Source organism: Rhodococcus sp. ACPA4 (assembly GCF_002300185.1).
In the GTDB taxonomy this organism is placed as follows: Bacteria; Actinomycetota; Actinomycetes; order Mycobacteriales; family Mycobacteriaceae; genus Rhodococcus_F; species Rhodococcus_F globerula.
This window is the reverse complement of record NZ_NSDY01000002.1, coordinates 271650-292459: the sequence shown is the minus strand read 5'-3', so window position 1 is coordinate 292459 and position 20810 is coordinate 271650. Positions and strand designations below refer to the sequence as shown.

The 20810-nt window shown below is 62.0% G+C and carries 21 protein-coding genes; 10 read left to right on the top strand and 11 right to left on the bottom strand.

The window, feature by feature from the left end; all coding sequences use genetic code 11:
* The first annotated feature begins 67 nt into the window (after window positions 1–67).
* Both CJ178_RS24595 and CJ178_RS24590 read left to right on the top strand, forming a co-directional pair.
* Window positions 68–1483, top strand: a complete 1416-nt coding sequence (locus tag CJ178_RS24595) for a WS/DGAT/MGAT family O-acyltransferase (protein WP_095888221.1) — start codon at window positions 68–70, stop codon at window positions 1481–1483.
* Window positions 1484–1734: 251 nt separating this feature from the next.
* On the top strand, window positions 1735–2715 hold the full coding sequence (locus CJ178_RS24590; RefSeq protein WP_095888220.1) for an endonuclease/exonuclease/phosphatase family protein: 981 nt from the start codon (window positions 1735–1737) through the stop codon (window positions 2713–2715).
* 3 nt (window positions 2716–2718) lie between these two features.
* On the opposite strand, the gene CJ178_RS24585 is transcribed toward CJ178_RS24590, so the two are convergent.
* From CJ178_RS24585 to CJ178_RS24560, 6 genes are all read right to left on the bottom strand, one after another.
* Complete coding sequence (locus CJ178_RS24585; RefSeq protein ID WP_033232387.1) at window positions 2719–3036, bottom strand: SHOCT domain-containing protein; 318 nt, start codon at window positions 3034–3036, stop codon at window positions 2719–2721.
* 37 nt (window positions 3037–3073) lie between these two features.
* The gene (locus CJ178_RS24580; protein ID WP_033232388.1) at window positions 3074–3499 is read right to left on the bottom strand and encodes a DUF6325 family protein; all 426 of its coding nucleotides are present in this window, start codon (window positions 3497–3499) and stop codon (window positions 3074–3076) included.
* A 53-nt stretch (window positions 3500–3552) separates the two neighbouring features.
* Window positions 3553–4827 (bottom strand): MFS transporter, encoded by a 1275-nt coding sequence (locus CJ178_RS24575; protein ID WP_045068559.1) that lies wholly within the window; start codon window positions 4825–4827, stop codon window positions 3553–3555.
* A gap of 44 nt (window positions 4828–4871) precedes the next feature.
* Window positions 4872–5867, bottom strand: coding sequence for an aldo/keto reductase (locus tag CJ178_RS24570; RefSeq protein ID WP_033232391.1), 996 nt, complete (start codon window positions 5865–5867; stop codon window positions 4872–4874).
* A 67-nt stretch (window positions 5868–5934) separates the two neighbouring features.
* Window positions 5935–7356 (bottom strand): alpha/beta hydrolase, encoded by a 1422-nt coding sequence (locus CJ178_RS24565; protein ID WP_095888219.1) that lies wholly within the window; start codon window positions 7354–7356, stop codon window positions 5935–5937.
* Window positions 7357–7361: 5 nt separating this feature from the next.
* A complete protein-coding gene (locus tag CJ178_RS24560) occupies window positions 7362–7634 on the bottom strand; it encodes a DUF2277 domain-containing protein (protein WP_033232393.1) in 273 nt (90 codons plus the stop codon).
* 128 nt (window positions 7635–7762) lie between these two features.
* On the opposite strand from CJ178_RS24560, the gene CJ178_RS24555 reads away from it, so the two are divergent.
* Window positions 7763–8641 (top strand): bile acid:sodium symporter family protein, encoded by an 879-nt coding sequence (locus CJ178_RS24555; protein WP_095888218.1) that lies wholly within the window; start codon window positions 7763–7765, stop codon window positions 8639–8641.
* A gap of 16 nt (window positions 8642–8657) precedes the next feature.
* Here CJ178_RS24555 and CJ178_RS24550 read toward each other — a convergent pair whose 3' ends face one another.
* On the bottom strand, window positions 8658–9257 hold the full coding sequence (locus CJ178_RS24550; RefSeq protein WP_092806210.1) for a TetR/AcrR family transcriptional regulator: 600 nt from the start codon (window positions 9255–9257) through the stop codon (window positions 8658–8660).
* Window positions 9258–9352: 95 nt separating this feature from the next.
* On the opposite strand from CJ178_RS24550, the gene CJ178_RS24545 reads away from it, so the two are divergent.
* Together CJ178_RS24545 and CJ178_RS24540 are read left to right on the top strand one after the other, a co-directional pair.
* Window positions 9353–10750, top strand: coding sequence for a cytochrome P450 (locus CJ178_RS24545; protein WP_095888217.1), 1398 nt, complete (start codon window positions 9353–9355; stop codon window positions 10748–10750).
* Window positions 10751–10864: 114 nt separating this feature from the next.
* Window positions 10865–11053 (top strand): DUF4333 domain-containing protein, encoded by a 189-nt coding sequence (locus CJ178_RS24540; RefSeq protein ID WP_233363987.1) that lies wholly within the window; start codon window positions 10865–10867, stop codon window positions 11051–11053.
* 51 nt (window positions 11054–11104) lie between these two features.
* On the opposite strand, the gene CJ178_RS24535 is transcribed toward CJ178_RS24540, so the two are convergent.
* The 4 genes from CJ178_RS24535 to CJ178_RS24520 all read right to left on the bottom strand — a co-directional run bounded on the left by CJ178_RS24535 (window position 11105) and on the right by CJ178_RS24520 (window position 15038).
* A complete protein-coding gene (locus tag CJ178_RS24535) occupies window positions 11105–12253 on the bottom strand; it encodes an acetyl-CoA C-acetyltransferase (RefSeq protein ID WP_033232400.1) in 1149 nt (382 codons plus the stop codon).
* Window positions 12254–12264: 11 nt separating this feature from the next.
* On the bottom strand, window positions 12265–12921 hold the full coding sequence (locus CJ178_RS24530; RefSeq protein WP_045068555.1) for a TetR/AcrR family transcriptional regulator: 657 nt from the start codon (window positions 12919–12921) through the stop codon (window positions 12265–12267).
* A 74-nt stretch (window positions 12922–12995) separates the two neighbouring features.
* Window positions 12996–13808 (bottom strand): SDR family oxidoreductase, encoded by an 813-nt coding sequence (locus CJ178_RS24525; RefSeq protein WP_033232401.1) that lies wholly within the window; start codon window positions 13806–13808, stop codon window positions 12996–12998.
* A complete protein-coding gene (locus CJ178_RS24520; RefSeq protein ID WP_033232403.1) occupies window positions 13809–15038 on the bottom strand; it encodes an acyl-CoA dehydrogenase family protein in 1230 nt (409 codons plus the stop codon).
* A 55-nt stretch (window positions 15039–15093) separates the two neighbouring features.
* Between CJ178_RS24520 and CJ178_RS24515 the strand changes: the two genes are divergently transcribed.
* The 5 genes from CJ178_RS24515 to CJ178_RS24495 are packed head-to-tail and all read left to right on the top strand — an operon-like array spanning window position 15094 to window position 20675.
* Window positions 15094–16635, top strand: a complete 1542-nt coding sequence (locus CJ178_RS24515) for a FadD3 family acyl-CoA ligase (protein WP_033232405.1) — start codon at window positions 15094–15096, stop codon at window positions 16633–16635.
* A complete protein-coding gene (locus tag CJ178_RS24510; protein WP_095888216.1) occupies window positions 16632–17504 on the top strand; it encodes an enoyl-CoA hydratase in 873 nt (290 codons plus the stop codon). Before CJ178_RS24515 ends, CJ178_RS24510 begins: the two co-directional genes overlap by 4 nt.
* Complete coding sequence (locus CJ178_RS24505; protein ID WP_033232408.1) at window positions 17504–18664, top strand: acyl-CoA dehydrogenase family protein; 1161 nt, start codon at window positions 17504–17506, stop codon at window positions 18662–18664. Before CJ178_RS24510 ends, CJ178_RS24505 begins: the two co-directional genes overlap by 1 nt.
* On the top strand, window positions 18661–19626 hold the full coding sequence (locus CJ178_RS24500) for an acyl-CoA dehydrogenase family protein (protein ID WP_092806206.1): 966 nt from the start codon (window positions 18661–18663) through the stop codon (window positions 19624–19626). The genes CJ178_RS24505 and CJ178_RS24500 overlap by 4 nt, the downstream gene beginning before the upstream one ends.
* Window positions 19623–20675 (top strand): acyl-CoA dehydrogenase family protein, encoded by a 1053-nt coding sequence (locus CJ178_RS24495; protein WP_095888215.1) that lies wholly within the window; start codon window positions 19623–19625, stop codon window positions 20673–20675. Before CJ178_RS24500 ends, CJ178_RS24495 begins: the two co-directional genes overlap by 4 nt.
* The last annotated feature ends 135 nt before the right edge of the window (window positions 20676–20810 follow it).

Here is a 20810-nt window from a genome sequence, read left to right as displayed (position 1 = left end):
CACTCGAATACCAGTTCTCGGGAAGAGCCACGCGCACCAACCCCGACTTCATGAGTGAAGGACATGCATGCTGTTACCGATGGCACCCACCGATTCGCTATTTCTTCTCGGCGAGTCCCGCGAGAACCCGATGCACGTCGGTGGCCTGGCGATCTTCACCCCACCCGACGGAGCATCCGCAACCGACATGCGCGCGATGTTCGATATCGCCCTCACCGGCGGCAAAGTAGCCGAAGTGTTCCGTAAGCGGGCCCGGCGCTCCCTCACCTCGCTTGGCCAGTGGGGATGGGAAACCCTCGCCGACAACGAGATCGACATCGAGCACCATGTACGCCGCGATGCACTTCCCACCCCGGGCGGCATGACCGAACTCACCGCATTGATCTCGAGATTGCACGGCACTCTGCTCGACCGCAGCCGCCCACTATGGGAAATGCACTTGATCGAAGGGCTCACCGACGGCCGCTACGCCGTGTACACCAAGATCCACCACGCCCTCGCCGACGGAGCCAGCGCGATGAGGCTGCTCCGCGAGAGCATGAGTGAAGATCCCCACCGTCGAAACATGTCCGCCCCCTGGCAGGTTCCGCACTCACTGAGATCGGTGCCGACACCGGTCTCGGCAAAGTCCAGCGCGCAAGGATCGTCCCTACCTGCAACCTTGTGGGGAGCATCTCGGGCCGCCGTCGGTGAGGTGGCCGGACTGATACCGACGACGGTCCGCACCATGGACCGCGCCGTACGCGGCAAAGGCAGCGCTGTCTCCGTGACCGCGCCCCACTCGTTGTTCAACGTTCCGATCGGTGGAAGCCGCCACATCGCCGCCCGTTCCTTCCCTCTCGAACGGATCCGATTGCTGGCCAAGCACTCCGACGCCACCATCAACGACATCATTCTGGCAATGTCCGCCGGCACCCTCCGCCACTACCTGCACGAGCGAGACGCGCTACCGTCCGCCCCCTTGGTTGCCATGGTTCCCGTGTCATTGCGCGCCGACGACAACGCCGACGATCGCACCCCTGGCGGCAATCGCGTGGGACTGCTTATGTGCAACTTGGCAACTCACCTCGACAACCCCACAGACCGACTCGACGTGATACGCAATTGCATGAATGAAGGAAAAGACTCACTCCGCGCGATGAGTCCCGCCCAGGTGCTCGCCATGAGCGCCCTCGGAATCGCTCCCCTCGGAATGGAAATGCTTGTCGGGCAGCGGGGACCGCAGCGGCCACCGTTCAACATCATCATCTCCAATATTGCCGGTCCGCGTACACCGTTGTACTGGAACGGATTCCGTCTCGACACCCTCCACCCGCTGTCGATCCCGACAACCGGACAAGCCCTCAACATCACCTGCACCAGCAGCGACGATCAAATTTCATTCGGGCTGACCAGCTGCCGAAGAGCCGTTCCGGACCTCAACCCGCTGCTCGATCACCTAGGTACCGAACTCGAACTCCTCGAAACCGCCGCCGGCCTGTAATCCACCACTCCTGCAACGATCGCCACATCTTCCAACCAGGACAGGGACATTCACCATGGGCTTCCAGATTCCGCAATCCTCGACATCCCCGATTACCGCCACGAACTCTGCCCCACGCGGTGGAGCAATCAGTACCGCAGAGATCAAAGCTCGGATGGAGGTCATGTTCGCCGACCGTGACCGGGACCGCAGGGCAAGAAATACCCTCTGACACGGACTCTGAATCTTGGTGTTCTGCTTCTATAGAGAACATGCACACCGATACGACAACAACCCGACGACGAACTCTACGTCGCCTCGCGATGATTATCGGGGTGGCGGGAATCGTCGTCGGGCTTGTTGCCTTGATCGCAACGCGTCTGGCCGTAGAGCGCAATGTGGTGATTGTTCTGGCGTCCTTCGCCCCGGTGGCGATGCTTGCACCCCTGATCGGTGGGGTGGCGGCAGGCTTCGGCCGACGCTGGATCCTGTGCGCAGGATCGGCGGTAGTCCTTGGCCTGTTCGCGTGGTCGGTGGGTCCGCTGTACGTGGGTGGGCCGACCGGCGCCGCGCACGGACCGTCCATTCGAATCATGCAGGCGAACCTGATGGTCGGTTCAGCGGACCCGGAATCTCTGGTTGCCACCGTCCGCGATCGAGACGTGGACGTGTTGACGGTGCAGGAGTTGACGTCAGGTGCGGCCGACGCGCTGAAAACCGCTGGGCTCGAGGATGTTCTGCCCCACCAGTTCTTGGTTCCCTATGGCGGCGGCGGAGGTGGAGCGGGAATTTACAGTCGCTTCCCTCTGTCCGCCACACGAAGTTTGGACGGATTCTCCCCCGAAACACTCGCGGCCGAGTTGAATGTCGGCCTGGCGCAGCCGGTCACACTGTTTGCCGTCCACACCGCACCGCCGTACATCTCCCCCGCCTCGATCTGGGCAGCGGAACAGCGCACGCTCGGCAGCTACCTGGCCGACGTCGACGGTCGCGGTAACGTCATAGCGAGCGGAGATTTCAATGCAACTTACTCACACAAGGAGTTTCGTGATCTCCTCACGAACGGGTACACCAGCGCAGCCGATCAGGTAGGTGCGGGGCTGATCCCGACCTACCCGACCGACAAGCCATACCCCGCAATAGTCGGCATCGACCACATCCTCACCAGAGGCCCGGTGGCGACGTCACTCGACCGTATCGACGTCAAAGGATCCGACCATCACGGTCTGATTGCCGACATCACGCTGGCGTGAAAGCTAACTGAGCAACCGAGCTTTTGCCGCCGCAAATTCTTCGTCGGACAAGACTCCCGATTGATGCAATCGACCTAGTTCCTGAAGCTTCGAGACAAGGTCGTCACCGGCCGGCGGCGCTGCCGGGGCAGCCTGTTGCTGCGGCGGCGGCGCCTGTTGCTGCTCGTACTGGTCATACTGCGCCTGCTGCTCGCTCGCCTTCCGCTGGCTACGCCGATCCATGGCATTGGATGTCGCCTTTGCCGTTCCGGCCACCACTGCTGTGCGCGCGACGGTGCCGAGCAATCCCGGCCGTCCTCTGCGTCCACCTCGAAAAACCATGCTGATCTCCTCTGCTTTAAGACGATGCCTGAGCTACCTAGAGCGCCGCAGCGACTGCGGCCACTACGACGTCGTGTGGGATCTGAACATGGAGAACTACCTCGCCACCGCCTGCGCGGGCTTTCGTGGTGAAGTCTCGCGCCCACGTCTGCTCGTAGACGATGACTGCCGCTGAGGTACCTGGTTCCAGGGACTCACGAACCACGTCGAGATCCTCGTCGCTGATCAGAGCTTTTGCCTCGATCGACAGGATCGCCAGGCCGATGTCGGTGAGGTCTTCATCGACGTCGACCTGTCTGATGTTGCCGTCGAGATCTTTGGCGATGTACACGAGATCGAGCAGGGTCACGAACCCACGCTCGACGATATTCTGCAATGCGGCGACGGTATCCGGGTCCACTCTCGAACCTGGGAACCCCAGCACCACCAATTCAACCGGGCCGATGTCCAATGGATCGTTCATCCATCAAGGGTGGTACGAGCGCACATGCACTCGCTTCACCCGTCGCGGATGAATTACTGCCGACGACCTCGGATAACCTCGCGCATCGGACGGAACCGAACTCCGTCTGCCTCGAGTTGGCGTCGGGCTTTGCCCCGGGTGACAAGTACACCGATGATGCCGAGAATCCACACCGGGTACTGAACCAACCAAGCCACCCGGAAGCCGTCGAAGGTATAGCCGCCCATGTGGCCGAGAATCACACCCATCACCTGGATCACGATCAACGACGCCAGGAATCCACCGATATTGACCATTCCCTGAGCGGTGCCCATCGACGAACTTGGATTGGACGTGCGGGCGTAGTCGAAGCCGATCACCGAACCCGGACCGCCGATTGAAATCACGATGATCAATATCGTCAGCAACCACAGCGGTGACGGTTCGCTGCGGGCCAGCACGATCGTCCACATCACCGCACTGCTCACCATGATGGAAAGAACGAGCCAGGATCGGCGCATGGGATACCGGCCGGTGAGGATGCCGAGGATGGGGCCCGCAACGATGGCGGAGATCACCGACAGGGTCAGTAGCGAACCGACTGTTGCGGCGTCGAGTCCTTGCGCAGACGACAGGTACGGGACTCCCCACAACAGCGCAAATGTCGTGATCGAGAATTGTGTACCCATGTGACTGAAGAACCCGAGGCGTGTGCCCGGACGCATCCAGACCGTCTTGATCTGGCGACCGATCTCCTTTGCCCCGGCGGGAACCGTGACTATTTCAGCTCCCGGCGGGGAATCACGTATCAGGCTGAGCGCCAATGCAAAAGCGAGTAGCCCCAAGCCTGCTGCGCTGCCGTACGCCAGCGTCCAACCGGTGCCGGTCAGCAGCAACATGAACGGCAGGGCCGAAAGTACTTGTCCCAGTTGACCGAGAATTCCCGTGAACTGTGACACCAGTGGTACCTGCCGCGGTGGGAACCACTGCGGAACCAGTCGAAGCACGGAGATGAAGGTGAGAGCGTCGCCGGCCCCGACCGCGATGCGTGCGCCAATCGCGACGGGCAGCGATTCCGTGAACGCCAACGTCAGCTGCGCACACGTCAGAATGAACGCGCCGACGCCGATCATGATGCGAGAGCCGTATCGATCGAGAAGCACTCCCGCCGGGATCTGCATACCCGCGTACACCACGATCTGCAGCACTACGAAACTGGACAGCACACTGGGAGTAATCGAGAAACGTTCTGCTGCAGCCAGACCCGAGACACCAAATGAAGTGCGGTGAAGGACGGCGATTACGTACGCGAATACACCGATACCCCACACCAACCACACTTTTTTCATCGCGCAGTTATCTTACTAGTAGTTCGCCAGGCTTACGGCTTTGACTACTCGCGGCCTTGCGAGATCCAGTTCAGATCTGCCGAACGCTCCCCTTCGGTGATGGCCGCAAGCGCGTCGAGTCGGGCGATCTGATCCTCGGTCAGCACGATGTCCAGTGCGCCGGCGTTCTCGCTCACGCGCGCCGCAAAACGAGTGCCCGGAATGGACACCGACGGCAGACCGTAATGCCGTCCCTTGGCGTCGAGCCACGCCAGTGACACCTGCGCCGGAGTGGCTCCTGATTCGGCGCCCACGTCACGCACGACGTCGAGCACCTTCTGGTTTGTCACAAGCGCTGACTCCGTGAAACGCGGGAAGCGTCGACGCAGATCGTTCTCGCCCCACTCGCTGGGATCGAACGACCCGGCGAGGAACCCTCGTCCCACGGGAGAGAACGGAACAAATCCCACGCCGAGCTCAGCGGCGGCGGGAACCACCTTGTTCTCCACGTCGCGACTCGAGATGTTCCATTCGGACTGAATCGCGGAGATGGGGTGGACCGCATAGGCGCGGCGCAGTTCGTCTCCCGTTGCTTCGGAAAGCCCGATGTGGCGGATCTTGCCGGCCTTCACCTGCTCTGCCATCGCGCCCACGGTGTCCTCGATCGGAACGCTCGGATCAACACGATGGAGGTAGTAGAGATCGACGTGGTCGACGCCGAGTCGACCGAGCGATTCCTCGAGCGCCTGTGCCACGTAGGCCGGATCGCCGTTGATCCCCCGCTGACCTGCCGACATGCCGCCCACCAACCCGAACTTGGTGGCCAACTGAACCTCGTCGCGCCGACCTTCGAGCAATTTACCCACGGCCCGCTCGCTCGCACCGTCGCCGTAGATGTTTGCAGTGTCGATGAAGGTGATCCCGATATCCACCGCATGATGAAGCGTCGCGAGTGCTTCTGCCGGATCCACCGGGCCGTACACGGGGGCTACCGACATAGCGCCGTAGCCCTGCGCGCTGACGGTCAGACCTTCGGCCAGGGTGACGGTGGAAACAGGCATGAACACTCCTCGAGATCGAATGAAGGAACAACCCTCACAGTCTGTACCGAAACTACCGGCGGCGCATTCAGGCCAGGACAGCAAGCTCCGGCAACCCCGCCACCACAACCGCGAGGTTGTAGCCTGTCATCCGCAATTCACCGTTGTCTCCGGTTCTTGCGTACTCCGCATGCCCGAAGGCGCGTTCATGTTTCACGCCGTCGGGGGTGATTCCCTCCGCTGTGGACAATCGCTGGAACTCCGTACGCGTCGGATCACCACCGAAGCGCCCGAAGCCGGCGATACTGTCCCCTTCGGCCTTCATGACGTAGACGTGCCGATCCGCGATCCCGAGATCCGCCTCCACCTTTGCTCGCACACCCGGAGATCCGTAGAACACCACATCATCGACCGATGCGCTGGCACCCCGTTGCAGCGCAAGCGAAGTCGCGAGGGAGCCGTAGGAATGGCCGAGTGCGGTGATGTGCACATCCGGGTTCGCAGCGCCCGCTCGCAGGCCGTGAAAGAAGCTCCCCAGCGCATCGGCCGCGATACCCGCTTTCGCGGAACGGCTCACGTCGAAACTTGCCCGACCGAGGTCGAATTTTCCGGGGCCGATGACTTGAGGGGCGTCGTATCCGATCCAGGCGATCGTGGCAACGCTTTCGTCACGTCCGGCACTGTGGAGCTGACGCTGTGCCTCGTCGCGCAATCGTGTTGCCTCCCCGACCATTCCGCGCAGTGAGTCCTTGACATTGGTGTTGAGCCCCGGAACGGTCACGGCAATGTGATCAGCCGTATCCGGATCGCCGATCGCTATCGCGGCAAACCCGCGCTCGCCGGAACGCATATCCATCAGGACCAGCTTACGATCGGGTTGTTCGTGCAGCAGCTCGTCCAGCGCATTCAGATCCTCGAGTTTGCGCTGCGCATACCAGAGGCCCGCACCGGTATTGCTCAAACGGCCACCGAAGTATTCGCGGTGCAGTTCCTGAGAGATACGCACCGAATCATCTTGTAGCCGTGCCCGTTCGGCCTGCACACGTCGCAGATTCACCGGACTGCGCACACCTGTCGGGATACCGTCGAGATTCGCAATCAGATCCGGCGCGCGCTGCACTATTTCTCGTCGGCGCGCCGGACTGAAACCGCGCCACTCTTCGTTGACACGAAAAGCCTTGTCCCGCAGATCCGTACCCACCTGCGACCGCACGGACAGTGCGTGGTGCAGATCCGCGGATACCAGCAGAGCTTCCCCGATCAACTCACGCGCGGCAGCCGAGAGCAGCTCTGCGTGAACGTGAAGGGGATGCCCTTCTGCAATGGGAGCGACTGCCGATACCGAACCGTCTTCGCGGATCTGTAATTCGTCGGAGGCAGCCTCCCTGCGCAACAAGTCCAGCCGTCGTCGCATGTCTCGAACACGGTGCGCAACCAGGACACCCTCGAGTCCACCGGCAAGTTGTTCGAGTGGTTCGACGTCCCACACGTCGATGTCAGTGAGATCCACTCGGGTCAGGACGAACGAGCAGCGATTCGAGCCTGAACCTCGGGTCGACGCAACGGCGGGACGGTTTGGGGTGGCTGCTTGCGCGGCGGCAGTGCACTCAGCAAACGCGTCGTGGTTTCGGTGACCTCCCGAACTGCCTGTTCAAAGGCATCACGATTGGCATCGGAGACCTTGGCAATCCCACTCACCTTACGTATGTATTGGCGAGAGGCTGCCTCGATCTCCTCCGCTGTGGCAGCTGGTTCGAGTCCTCGGAGTTCGGTGATGTTTCGGCACATAGTTCGACGATAACCGCGCTCAGCCACCTCGTCACGGACCGATACACGAATGCATCCAAATGGCCACGCAAACCCAAGCATCACGGTAGTTTCAGTAAAATTCTCCCCAAGTGACTGGAAGTGGCCACATGGACTCAGCTCTCACATCGGTCGGTCTTCCGATTGCACTCGCGATCATCATGTTCGGCCTCGGACTCTCACTGACCTTCGAGGACTTTGCCCGTGTCGCAAAAGCACCCAAAGCAGTCTCGATCGCCCTCGTCTGCCAGTTGATACTGCTGCCGGCCGCCGCGTTCGGGCTTGTCACCGCCTTCGATCTCGATCCCCTGCTCGCTGTCGGCATGATGCTCCTGGCAGCATCGCCGGGCGGCACCACAGCCAACTTGTTCAGCCACCTCTTTCGCGGCGATGTTGCGCTCAATGTGACACTCACAGCAGTAAATTCAGTAATCGCCGTGGTTACCCTGCCGGTGATCACCAACTTCGCCCTCGGCTATTTCGAACCTACCGACGCCGACGGCACCCTCGGCCTCCAGTTCACGAAGGTTGTGCAGGTTTTTGCCGTCGTCCTGATTCCGGTGGCAATCGGGATGTGGGTTCGCCTGCGCAGTAGCGCTTTTGCCCAGCGAATGGACAAGCCGGTGCGCATCGGGTCGGCCATCGTGCTGGCGCTGGTCATAGTCGGCACTGTCATATCGGAGCGCGAGAACATTGCGGACTACCTCGTCGACATCGGAGTTGTCGCAGCACTGTTCTGCCTGCTGAGTCTGTCGATCGGATACATCGTTCCCAAGCTTTTCGGTATCGAGGACCGCCAAGCCATTGCCAGTTCGATGGAAATCGGGATCCACAACAGCACCTTGGCCATCACCATTGCCGTCAGCTTGATGGACAACGTGCGTCTGGCAGTACCGGCCGCGGTCTACGGCGTCGTGATGTTCCCGTTGGCAGCGGCATTCGGTGCGGCCATCACGCGAAAATCTCGAAACATGGCCGAGATCGACTGAGATCAGCCTGTTTTCGCTAGTTCTCTTGCGCGCTGCTCAGATCTGTTCCGAGTGCCCCGGCAAGAGTGCGAAGACAGATCACACGCAGTTCTTCCTGCGGAATCAACGGTTGATCGAGCCAGTTCAGACATACGGCACGAACGAAGGCGATCCAGCCGCGCACCGCAACAGCGGCAATCTGCCTGCGCTCGTCGTCGAATCCCAGCGCGTCGAGGATCCGAATCTGTTGCTGTTCCAACTCGCGCTCGACTATTGCCCGGATACCCGCTTCAGCCGACAACGTCCCGACATTGATTGCGCGCACTCCCTTACTGTGCGACTTCACGTACGCAAAGTAGGCATCCAGCCCAGCAGCGATTTGCTCCTGGATGGGCAGCGTCGAATCCGGCGCCGTCACGTCGAGGAGGTGCTGGGACTCTCGCTCGACTATCGCCGCGAAGAAGTCGCGCTTGGTCGGAAAGTAGTGGTACATCAGCCCACGCGAGACGCCCGCGATTTCGGCGACCTCTTCGATCCAGACATCCTCGTACGACCGGTCGGCAAATAGTTGCGCACCGATATCGAGGAGTTGCGTGCGTCGCTGCTCGCGATCGAGACGCTTACGTGGGGTGACCATGGCGAACTCAGATTACTACTTGACACCGATTCAGTAAGGCGTACTTTGCGTACTAGACACCAATTCAGTAAGCGAACTCTTCTCGGGGGACAACGATGAGCGTCGACGCAACGCCGAACACGGGCGCGCCTGCTATTCCGCATCCGGCCTGGCGCCTCCCGCTCCTCGGCGACATTCTGGGTGTCAACGCCTCGACACCACTGCAGAACTCCGTGAGCATCGGCCGCGAACTCGGCCCGATCTTCGAACGCAACGTAGTCGGAAATCGCTTTGTCTTCGTATCCGGCGCAGACATGGTTGCCGACCTCTCCGATGAGTCCAGGTTTGCAAAACACCTGGCACCCGGCGTCAAAGCCCTACGAGGGATCGGCGGCGACGGACTCTTCACGGCCTACAACAGCGAACCGAACTGGGCCAAGGCCCACAATCTTCTGGCTCCCGCGTTCAGCCAGACAGCCATGCGCTCGTACCACCGCACGATGCTCGACGTGGCCGGCGAACTGGTTGCGTACTGGGACCGTCATGGCACCGACTCCCCCATCGACATCTCGGCTGACATGACCAAATTGACGCTCGAGACAATCGGTCGCACTGGGTTCAGCTACTCCTTCGATTCGTTCGAACGCGAAGAACAGCATCCGTTTGTGAAGGCGATGATCGGCACCCTGTCCCATTCACAGCGGACTACGTTCCTCAAATCCACAGCCCTCGGCCGACGCCTCGCACGGCGAGCAGACCAACGCGACGACGTGCGCAAGGCGTACATGGCCGAAGTTGTGGACGAGGTGATCCGCGCTCGGCGAGAGAGCCCCGGCGGCGCACACGAAGATCTTCTGGAACTGATGCTGCGCGCTGCCCGGGAGAATGATCCCAACCGGATCGACGAGCTGAACATCCGGCACCAGGTCGTGACATTCCTGGTCGCTGGGCATGAAACAACCTCCGGCGCTTTGTCGTTCGCGCTCTACTACCTGTCGCAGAATCCGGAGGTCTTGGCCAAAGCGCAGGCGGAAGTTGATGCCGTGTGGGGCACGGAAGAACCGGCATTCGAGAAGATCGCAAAACTGAGGTACGTCCGACGCGTCCTCGACGAATCACTGCGGCTGTGGCCGACGGCCCCGGCCTATGCCCGCGCCGCTCGGCAGGACACCACGTTGATTGGCAAATACCCGATGAAGAAGGGCGACTGGATGCTTGTCCTCATCCCGTCGCTGCACCGAGATCCCGTGTGGGGCAACAATCCGGAAGCCTTCGATCCGGACAGATTCTTGCCCGCAAACATCAAGGCGCGCCCCGCCCACACGTACAAGCCCTTCGGAACCGGCGAACGCGCTTGCATCGGAAGACAATTCGCCATCCATGAGGCAGTTCTCGTTCTGGGAACGATCCTGCAGAAGTACACCGTCGAACCGGATCCCGAGTACCGGTTGAAAGTTGTCGAGCGTCTGACCCTGATGCCGGAGGGGTTCACGCTGTCGGTTCGCCGACGCTGACCTGGCCAATCTGCGTAGGTGCCGCACTGGCTTCCGGCGCGTGCTCGGCATCGGTCAGCGTCGGCGACAAGCAGGTACCTGCCGACAAAGTCGCAGCCCAGATGTCCAGCCAGCTTGCAGCGACTGTCGGTAGGGCAACCCGACGACGTCACTTGCCCAGAGGGACTCGACGCGGAGGTCGGTGCGACCGTCGTGTGCGCCTTGACCGACCAGGGCACCGAATACGACGTGACGGGAACTGTGACCAGCGTCGACGGCGACAACGTCAAGTTCGACGTGCAGGTGGCGGATACCCCGAACTAACTGCTGTGCCGTTGTTTACCGCGGGCGGTTAACAACGGCACAGCAGATTTGTCAGAGACGCTCGATAATCGTCACATTTGCGGTGCCGCCACCCTCGCAGATGGTGAGCAGGCCGTAGCGTCCACCGGTGCGCTCGAGCTCGTTGAGCAGCGTTGCCATCAGTTTGGTGCCGGTGGCGCCGAGCGGGTGACCGAGGGCAATTGCGCCACCGTTGACGTTGACCTTGGCCGGATCCGCGCCGATTTCCTTGATCCACGCGAGGACGACGGGAGCAAAGGCTTCGTTGATCTCGACGATGTCGATGTCCTCGATGGTCAGCCCCGTCTTCTCCAGCGCATGCTGCGTTGCCGGAATGGGCGCGCTGAGCATGAAGATGGGGTCGTCACCGCGGGCGCTGAGGTGATGAATCCGGGCGCGGGGCTTGAGGCCGTGCTTCTTGACGGCTTCTTCCGACGCCAGGAGCAGTGCGCTCGCTCCGTCCGAGATCTGGCTTGCGACAGCAGCTGTCATCCGGCCGTCTTCGACGAGGACGTTGAGCGACGCCATCTTCTCGAGGCTGGTCTCACGGGGGCCTTCGTCGACGGTTGCGTCGCCCATGGTGACGATCTCGTTGTCGAAACGGCCTGCTGCGATGGCGGCCTTGGCGCGCTCATGGCTCTGCAGTGCCCACTTCTCGAGGTCTTCGCGGCTGACATCCCACTTCTCGGCGATCATCTCTGCGCCCTTGAACTGCGACACTTCCTGATCGCCGTAACGCTCGGTCCAGCCGACGGAACCGGAAGAGGGAGTGTCGAATCCGTACTGCTGGCCGACGATCATGGCTGCCGAGATCGGGATCTGGCTCATGTTCTGCACGCCACCGGCGATGATCAGGTCTGCGGTGCCGGAGAGGATTGCCTGCGCACCGAAGTGGACGGCCTGCTGGCTGGAACCACACTGACGGTCCACCGTCACACCGGGAACGTGCTGCGGCAATCCTGCTGCGAGCCAAGACATGCGGGCGATGTTGCCGGCCTGGCCACCGATGGCGTCGACGCAACCGAAGATGACGTCGTCGACCTCTGCCGGATCGATGCCGGTGCGCTCGACAACCGCCTTGATGACGTGTGCGCCCAAATCGATGGGGTGCACTCCCGACAGTGCGCCGCCGCGCTTACCGATCGGGGTGCGGATAGCATCGACGATGTAAACCTCGGACATGATCTTTACTCCTAGTTCGATAGTGCAGCAGTAGTTTTGGGTGCGGCAGCTGCCGCAGACGGATCAGAGAGTCCGTCGAGAACAATTGCGAGGTACTGAGCTGCAACAGTGTGCGCGGTCAATGTGCCACCCGGCCGATACCAACGCACGGCAACCCAGACGGTGTCGCGCATGAAGCGGAAGACCAGTTCGATATTGAGATCGGAGCGGAAACTTCCGTCGGCGACCCCCGCCTCGAGCACTCCCACCCACAGGTCCCGGAACTCGGTGTTGCGTTCGACCAGGTACGAGAATCGCTCGTTGGCTACCAGGTGCTTGACCTCGTCCTGATAGATCGCGACGGCCGAATGCGACGCGTCGATCGCTTCGTACGACGTGACGATCAGCGCTTCGAGCGTTGCCCGACTGTCAAGACCTGCAGCCACGATCTCGCGGTACTTGCCGAACAAGTCGTCGAGGAACTGGTGCAGAATCTCGTCGACCATCGACTCCTTGGAATCGAAATGGTGATAGAGACTGCCCGACAGTATCCCGGCTGCATCGGCAATATCGCGTACCGTCGTCGCCCGTACTCCGCGGTCGGCAAACAGGCCGGCTGCGATCGCGAGAAGTTCGTCGCGGCGACCGGATTTTCCTGCAGTGTCGTCGGAATTTCGGGATGGCGTCATGATTTCAATCCTATCCAGGGCTTCACTGTGCGCCTTTCTGGTAGTCGGTGCTACCACAAAGGCGCACGGCAGGCCTACGCCCTCTGCGAAGAAACAGAAACGATCTCACCGGTCATGTATGTCGTGTAGTCGCTCGCCAGCATCGCGATCACCGAAGCGATTTCCCACACCTCGGCCGCGCGGCCATAGGCCTCACCGGACGCCAACTGGTCCAGCAGTTCTTCGCTGGTGACCTTCGCCAGGAAGGCATGGCGGGCGATGGACGGCGAGACGGCGTTGATGCGGACGCCGTACTCGGCAGCCTCGATCGCACTGCAACGCGTCAGGGCCATGACGCCGGCCTTGGCCGCTGCGTAATGGGCCTGCGAATGCTGTGCACGCCAGCCGAGAACCGATGCGTTGTTGACGAGAACACCGCCGTGCTCGACGCTCTTGAAGTAGCGCAGTGCGGCGCGCGTCGCACGGAACGTGCTGTTGAGGGTGATATCGATGACACGATCCCACTGGTCATCGGTCATGTCGACGACCGGTGTTTCCCCGCCGAGGCCTGCATTGTTGACCACGATGTCGATGCGACCCAGCTTCTCGGCTGCGCCGTCGAAGAGTGCGTCGACCTGTGCGGTACTGGAGACGTCGCAGATGATCGATTCGACCTGCTGGCCAGGGAATTCGGCCTTCAACTTCTCGACGGTCTCACCGAGACGACGCTCGTGGAAGTCGGAGACGAGGACGTCGCCGCCTTCCATCAGGACACGACGCGCGGTCGAGAAACCGATACCCGTTCCCGCGGCGGCGGTGATGACGGCCTTCTTGCCCTTCAGCAATCCGTGGCCCGGAGTTTCCTCCGGCGCTACGGACAAGGGCGAAACCACTGTGGAGTCAGACATTTAGCGAGCCTCTCGGGGAAGACCGAGCACACGCTCGGAAATGATGTTGCGCTGAATTTCGTTGGAGCCGCCGTAGATCGTGTCGGCGCGAGTGAAGAGGAACAGTCGCTGCCACTCGTCCAACTCGAGATGTTCGGGATCGGTGATGTCCGATGGCTGGCCTTCGGAATTCTCCCACGGTGCAACCAACGACGACGCACCTTGGACGTCCATCGAGAGCTGCCCGAGGTCGCGATGCCAGTTGGCCCACAACAGTTTTGCGACGGACGCTTCGCCGCCACCGGTTCCGGCGTCGACCGCGTCGAGAGTACGCATAGCGTGGGCGCGCATGACGCGTAGCCCGACCCAGGCGCGGGCGATCTTCTCGCGGATGTGCGGATCCTGGTCGCTGCCATTGGCTTTCGCCAGGTTTACGACGCCTTGAAGTTCGCGGGCGAACCCGATCTGCTGACCGAGTGTGGACACACCACGCTCGAAAGTGAGCAGGCCCATGGCAATCTTCCAGCCTTCGCCCGGTTCGCCGACCACGAGGTCTGCGTCCGTGACGGCGTCGTCGAAGAAGACCTCGTTGAATTCGGAGGTGCCGGTGAGCTGCTGGATGGGACGCACGGTCACACCGGGCTGATCCAAGGGCACCAGCAGGAAGCTCAGGCCCTGGTGACGCTTGGATCCGACCTCGGTGCGGCACACGACAAAGCACCACTGCGCAACGTGCGCGAGCGACGTCCACACTTTCTGGCCGTTGATGATCCACTTGCCGTCTTCGAGACGGGCCGTCGTCGAGACGTTGGCAAGGTCGGAGCCGGCTCCGGGCTCGGAGTACCCCTGCGCCCACAGCTCGCTGACCGTGTTGATGCCCGGAAGGAAGCGACGCTTCTGCTCGTCGGTTCCGTAAGCGATCAGGGTCGGACCGAGAAGTTCCTCGCCGATGTGACTGACGCGTGCCGGGGCACCCGACTTCGCGTACTCCTGATGAAAGACAACCTGCTGGGAGATGGTCGCTCCGCGGCCACCGAACTCCTTCGGCCATCCAAGGCACGTCCAGCCCGCGGCCGCGAGATGCTTGTCCCACTCGAGGCGTTGCTCGAAGAATTCATGCTCGCTGCCCGGTCCGCCCTTACCCTTGAGCTGGGCAAATTTGCCGGTCAGGTTCTCTGCCAGCCACTGCGAAACTTCTGCCGCAAACTCGTCGTCGGTCATCTGCCCGTCCGGGCTCTCGCTCTGGTCCACATATGTAAGATAACCTACCAAGCACTTGCTAGGTAGCGTGTCAGGTAGGAGTCCAGTGACCGATCAACCGAGAACCATCCCATCAGCCCTTATCAGGGCCGCCGAGGAGTTCGGTGAGCTCGCGGCAATTGCCGATGGCGACACCCGACTGACCTTTGCACAGTTGCACCAGCGTGTTCGTGATTTTGCGGGCGCACTGATCACACGTGGAGTGAAGGCAGGCGACCGTGTTGTCATCTGGGCGCCCAACACCCACCACTGGGTGATTGCACTGCTGGGCGCGCAGTACGCCGGAGCAGCAATTATCCCGATCAACACCAGATACACGGGCACCGAGGCACTCGACATCGTCGAGCGCGTCGACGCGGCTGCCCTGGTAGTCGTCGGCAAGTTCCTCAAGGCCGATCGATACCAGCAGTTGCTCGACGCTAATCCCGACCTGTCGATTCCGACGGTGATCCGCGTACCGGTAGACGGCGACGACGCTCGCGCCGGCGTCATCGAGTTCGAGGACTTCCTCGCCCTCGCGACGGACGACACCCGCACCGAAGCCGACGCTCGGGCTACAGCGGTGACGCCCGACGATGTCAGTGACATCCTCTTCACCTCCGGTACGACGGGTCGCAGCAAGGGCGCCATCAGCGCTCATCGCCAGTCGATCGGCGTCGCACAGGCATGGGGAGACAATGCCGAGGTCACTGCCGATGACAACTTCCTGATCATCAGCCCCTTCTTCCATACCTTCGGATACAAGGCCGGAATTCTGGTCTGCCTTCTCAACGGTGCAACCATCGTGCCGGTGTCCGTCTTCAACATCGACGAGACCCTGTCACTGATCAACCGCGAGAAGGTCAGCATCCTCCCGGGCGCGCCGACGATCTACCAGACGATCCTCGATCACCCCCGCCGCGGCGAGTACGACCTCTCGTCGCTGCGCATCGCCATCACGGGCGCTGCACCGGTTCCCGTCGCGTTGGTCGAGCGCATGCAAAGCGAACTGTTCGACGCAGTCCTCACCGCCTACGGCCTGACCGAAGCAGTGGTGGCCACCATGTGCCGCACCGACGACGACCCGGTCACGGTGTCCACGAGCTCGGGCCGCGCGACGGCTGATTTCGAGGTCAAGATCGGCGACCAGGGCGAGATCCTGCTTCGCGGACCGAACGTCATGCTCGGATATCTCGACGATCCCGAGTCCACAGCCAAGGCCGTCGACGCCGACGGTTGGCTGCACACCGGAGACGTCGGAACCCTCGACGAGCGTGGATATCTCGACATCACCGACCGTCTCAAGGACATGTACGTCAGCGGCGGCTTCAATGTCTACCCCGCCGAGATCGAAGGAATGCTGGCTCGCCTGCCCGGTGTCCACGAATCGGCTGCCATCGGCATTCCCGATCACCGGATGGGTGAGGTGGGCCGTGTCTACATCGCTCAGCTCGACGGTGCCGGACTGACCGAAGAATCCGTCATCGCTTTCCTCAAGGAGAAGATCGCCGGATTCAAGGTGCCGCGCGAAGTGCGCTTCGTCGATCACCTCCCTCGTAATCCCTCCGGCAAGGTCCTCAAAACAGTTCTGCGCGAGGAACAGTCATGACCGTTCCTTTCGAAGCCGATGTCGTGACCTACGAGGTCCGCGGCACTGTGGCCGTCGTGACCCTGAACCGTCCCGAGTACCGCAATGCCCAGAACTCGGTGGTGACGTACGCACTCGACGCCGCTTTCCAGCGCGCTGTCGACGACGACGACGTCAAAGTCATCGTCCTGGCAGGCAACGGCCCGCACTTCAGTGCGGGACACGACCTGGGAACTCCGGGCCGTGACCATCACGTCGAGTACGAGAACAAAGCCGCCATGTGGTGGGATCACGTCGACAAGCCCGGTGGTGACCAACGTTTCGCGCGCGAGATGGAGGTGTACCTGGGAATGTGCCGCCGGTGGCGGGAGATCCCCAAACCCACCATCGCCATGGTGCAGGGCGCCTGCATCGCGGGCGGCCTCATGCTCGCGTGGGTCTGCGACATGATCGTCGCCGCCGACGACGCGTTCTTCTCCGATCCCGTTGTCCGCATGGGCATCCCCGGCGTGGAGTACTTTGCCCATCCGTGGATGGTGGGCTCGAGATTTGCAAAGGAAATGCTCTTCACCGGCGATCGATTCACCGCGCAACGTGCCTACGAAATCGGCATGGTCAACCGCGTTGTTTCCCGCGACGATCTCGAGAAGGAGACGTTTGCACTTGCCGAACGCATCTCCGAGATGCCGCGCTTCGGATTGGCACTCACCAAGAAGGCCGTCAACCAGTGTGAGGATCAGATGGGGATGCGTAACGGCATCGATTCCGTCTTCGGTCTGCATCACTTCGCTCACGCTCACAACGCCGAGGTAGGCAAAGACTCGCTTGGTGGTCTCGACGCCAAAGCTATGGCTGCCAGTGCTCGCACACCGCAGGAAGGAACAAACTAGTGGATCTCGTATTCGACGACGCCACAACCGCATTCCGTGACGAGGTCCGCTCGTTCCTGGAGGCGAATGTGCCCGCCACTCCCCTGAAGTCGATGGATACCGCCGAGGGCTTCGAAGAGCACCGTCAGTGGGAGCACACTCTCGCCGACGCCGGCTACGCCGTTGTCTCGTGGCCCAAGGAACTCGGCGGACGCGACGCGTCACTGCTCGAGTGGGTCATCTTCGAGGAGGAGTACTACCGCTCGGGTGCACCCGGACGCGTGAGCCAGAACGGCATCTTCCTGCTGGCTCCCACACTTTTCGAACATGCAAACGCCGAGCAGCTGGCACGCATCATGCCGCGCATGGCACGCGCCGACGACATCTGGGCACAGGCCTGGTCCGAACCCGAGTCCGGTTCCGACCTCGCCAGCCTGCGTTCGAGCGCGAAGAAGGTCGACGGCGGCTGGCTGCTCAACGGCCAGAAGACGTGGAGCTCACGCGCCAGCTACGCGGACTGGGGCTTCGGCCTGTTCCGCTCCGATCCGGATGCACAGCGTCACAAGGGCATTACCTACTTCATGTTCGACCTCCGTTCGCCCGGCGTCACCGTGCGTCCGATCGATCAGCTCGACGGTGAGCCCGGCTTCGCCGAGATCTTCCTCGAAGACGTCTTTGTTCCCGACGACCCGGCCAACCCGGGTGAGTCCGGTGTGATCGGCAGCGTCAACGAAGGATGGCGCGTCGCGATGAGCACCGCCAGCAACGAGCGTGGCCTCTCGCTGCGTAGCCCCGGCCGCTTCCTCGCGACCGTCGACCGTCTTCTCGAGCTGTACAAGGCCAGCGGACGCACGGACGACAGCGCTCTGCGCAATCAGGTCGCCGACGCCTGGATCGGCGCACGCGCCTACCAGCTCAACACGTTCGGGACCGTCACCCGTCTCGCCGACGGTGGACAACTCGGTGCCGAGTCCTCGATCAACAAGGTCTTCTGGTCCGAGTGGGACATCGCTACCCACGAGACCGCCCTCGAACTGCAGGGCCCCGAAGCCGAACTGGCCGACAACTGGATGGACGGATACCTGTTCTCCCTGTCCGGCCCGATCTACGCAGGCACCAACGAGATTCAGAAAAATGTCATCGCTGAGCGTCTGCTCGGCCTACCTAAGGCGGACCGATGAGATTCGCGCTCGACTCCTCCCACCAGGACTTCGCTGCGAGCATCGATGCGTTGCTCACCAAGTCCGACATGCCCGCCGTCATCCGATCCTGGAACGACGGTGACACCGCACCAGGTAAGAAGCTGTGGCAGCGCCTCGCCGAGACCGGCGTCAACGGACTTGTCATCGCCGAAGAGCATGACGGCCTGGGTGCCGACGCCGTCGACCTGGTTGTTGCTCTCGAGCAGCTCGGTCGCCATGCGGTACCTGGCCCGGTCGTCGAAACCATTGCAGTAGCACCAACTCTGCTGGCTTCTGTTGCGCCCGAGCGCCTCTCCGCTCTTGCCGAAGGTTCGCTCGCCACGGTCGCAGCTCCCCCGCACACGCCGTTTGCGCTCGACGCCAACTCTGTTGACCTGGTTCTGCTGGCACAGGACGGCGCGGTCAGCCTCGGCGTTCCCGGAGAAGCCAAGGCGTCGGTTGACCTCTCGCGCAAGCTCTTCGAGGTATCCGCCGGCGAGTCGCTCGGCTCCGCCGACTTCTCCGCCGCATTCGACATGGGCGCCCTCGCCACTGCTGCTCAGCTTCAGGGCCTCGGGCAGACCCTCCTCGAGGTCACCACCGAATACGCAAAGCAGCGCAAGCAGTTCGGCAAGGTCATCGGACAGTTCCAGGCCATGAAGCACCACTTGGCCGAGGTTGCCGTTTCTCTCGAAATGGCTCGCCCGCTCCTACACGGTGCCGCGCTGTCGGTGCGCGATCAGTCGGCCGATGCCTCGCGTGACATCTCCGCTGCCAAGGTTGCCTGCGGCGACGCCGCCTACAAGGCCGCTCGCGTCGGGCTCCAGGTTCACGGCGCCATCGGATACACGATGGAACACGATCTCTCGCTGTGGCTCACCAAGGTACGAGCATTGCTTACCGCGTGGGGCACTCCGTCCGAGCACCGCGCCCGGGTCGTCGCATCCCTGGTTGCGTCATGAGCATCGACACCGAAGACCAGGCAGCATTGCGCGCGTCGGTACGCGACCTCCTGAGCAAGCATTCCGACTCAGCTTCCGTCCGCGCCGCCATCACCACGGACAACGGCTACGACGCCGCTCTCTGGAGCAAGCTGTGTGAGCAGATCGGCGTCGCCGCACTGGCGATTCCCGAGGAGTTCGACGGCGTCGGAGCAAGCTTGGCGGAAGTTCATGTGGTCCAGGAAGAACTCGGACGCACGCTGACGCCGTCGCCGATGCTGGGTTCCGCGATTCTCTCTGCGCAGGCCCTGTTGCTCTCGGGCGATGCCGACGCCTGCTCGCGTCTGCTCCCCGGCGTTGCTGCCGGCGAAAGCACACTTGCACTGTGCTGGGCGGGTGCGAGCGGTTGGGATTCCTTCGGAGTCTCCGCCACTGAAGACGCGTTGAACGGCACCGCTGCCTATGTCCTCGACGGACACGTCGCCGACACCTTACTGGTGCTGACGGCCGACGGCTTCTACGAAGTCGATCCCGAAGCCGAAGGTGTTTCCCGCCGACGCGTCCCCACCATGGACCCGACGCGCACGCTCTCGGAGGTCACGTTCTCCGGTGTTCGCGGGCGGCCTCTCGCATGGTCTGCGGATCTGGTCGATCGCATCCGAACGGTTGTCTTGATTGCACTGTCCGCCGAACAGGTGGGTGCTGCCGCAGCCATCGTCGAACAGACGGTGGAATACACGAAGTCTCGCAAACAGTTCGGTCGCGCAATCGGGTCCTTCCAGGCCCTCAAGCACCGGATGGCCGACATGTACACGCTGGTCGAAACGGCACGGTCCATGACCTACGCCGCGGTGGCCACACAGTCAGTCGGTGACGCAGCGATCGCCAAGGTCTACTGCTCCGAGGCTTTCCAGCAGATCACCTCCGAAGCCGTTCAGTTGCACGGCGGAATCGCCATCACCTGGGAGCATGACGCTCAGCTGTACTTCAAGCGCGCGCACAGCAGCGCGCAGTTGTTCGGCCAGCCGAGTGCATACCTGCCCGAGTTGGCAACGGCCGCAGGCCTGTAGCAACGACACCCGAAGCCCCCTCAGCCTCGCAAAGGCCGAGGGGGCTTTTGTGTCGAGCACACAGCACGATCACGTTACGAAGTTGCATCTTTCGCCCTAACGCTCGCCGAAGACCTCGCAGCAGGAATACGGTCA

Coding starts and splice junctions, on each gene's coding strand:
- CJ178_RS24535 (WP_033232400.1), bottom strand. CDS start 12,253: ATGTCCGAGGTTTACATCGTCGATGCTATCCGCACCCCGATCGGTAAG.
- CJ178_RS24570 (WP_033232391.1), bottom strand. CDS start 5,867: ATGCCTGTTTCCACCGTCACCCTGGCCGAAGGTCTGACCGTCAGCGCG.
- CJ178_RS24525 (WP_033232401.1), bottom strand. CDS start 13,808: ATGTCTGACTCCACAGTGGTTTCGCCCTTGTCCGTAGCGCCGGAGGAA.
- CJ178_RS24545 (WP_095888217.1), top strand. CDS start 9,353: ATGAGCGTCGACGCAACGCCGAACACGGGCGCGCCTGCTATTCCGCAT.
- CJ178_RS24575 (WP_045068559.1), bottom strand. CDS start 4,827: ATGAAAAAAGTGTGGTTGGTGTGGGGTATCGGTGTATTCGCGTACGTA.
- CJ178_RS24510 (WP_095888216.1), top strand. CDS start 16,632: ATGACCGTTCCTTTCGAAGCCGATGTCGTGACCTACGAGGTCCGCGGC.
- CJ178_RS24595 (WP_095888221.1), top strand. CDS start 68: ATGCTGTTACCGATGGCACCCACCGATTCGCTATTTCTTCTCGGCGAG.
- CJ178_RS24495 (WP_095888215.1), top strand. CDS start 19,623: ATGAGCATCGACACCGAAGACCAGGCAGCATTGCGCGCGTCGGTACGC.
- CJ178_RS24590 (WP_095888220.1), top strand. CDS start 1,735: ATGCACACCGATACGACAACAACCCGACGACGAACTCTACGTCGCCTC.
- CJ178_RS24560 (WP_033232393.1), bottom strand. CDS start 7,634: ATGTGCCGAAACATCACCGAACTCCGAGGACTCGAACCAGCTGCCACA.
- CJ178_RS24530 (WP_045068555.1), bottom strand. CDS start 12,921: ATGACGCCATCCCGAAATTCCGACGACACTGCAGGAAAATCCGGTCGC.
- CJ178_RS24550 (WP_092806210.1), bottom strand. CDS start 9,257: ATGGTCACCCCACGTAAGCGTCTCGATCGCGAGCAGCGACGCACGCAA.
- CJ178_RS24555 (WP_095888218.1), top strand. CDS start 7,763: ATGGACTCAGCTCTCACATCGGTCGGTCTTCCGATTGCACTCGCGATC.
- CJ178_RS24580 (WP_033232388.1), bottom strand. CDS start 3,499: ATGAACGATCCATTGGACATCGGCCCGGTTGAATTGGTGGTGCTGGGG.
- CJ178_RS24500 (WP_092806206.1), top strand. CDS start 18,661: ATGAGATTCGCGCTCGACTCCTCCCACCAGGACTTCGCTGCGAGCATC.
- CJ178_RS24585 (WP_033232387.1), bottom strand. CDS start 3,036: ATGGTTTTTCGAGGTGGACGCAGAGGACGGCCGGGATTGCTCGGCACC.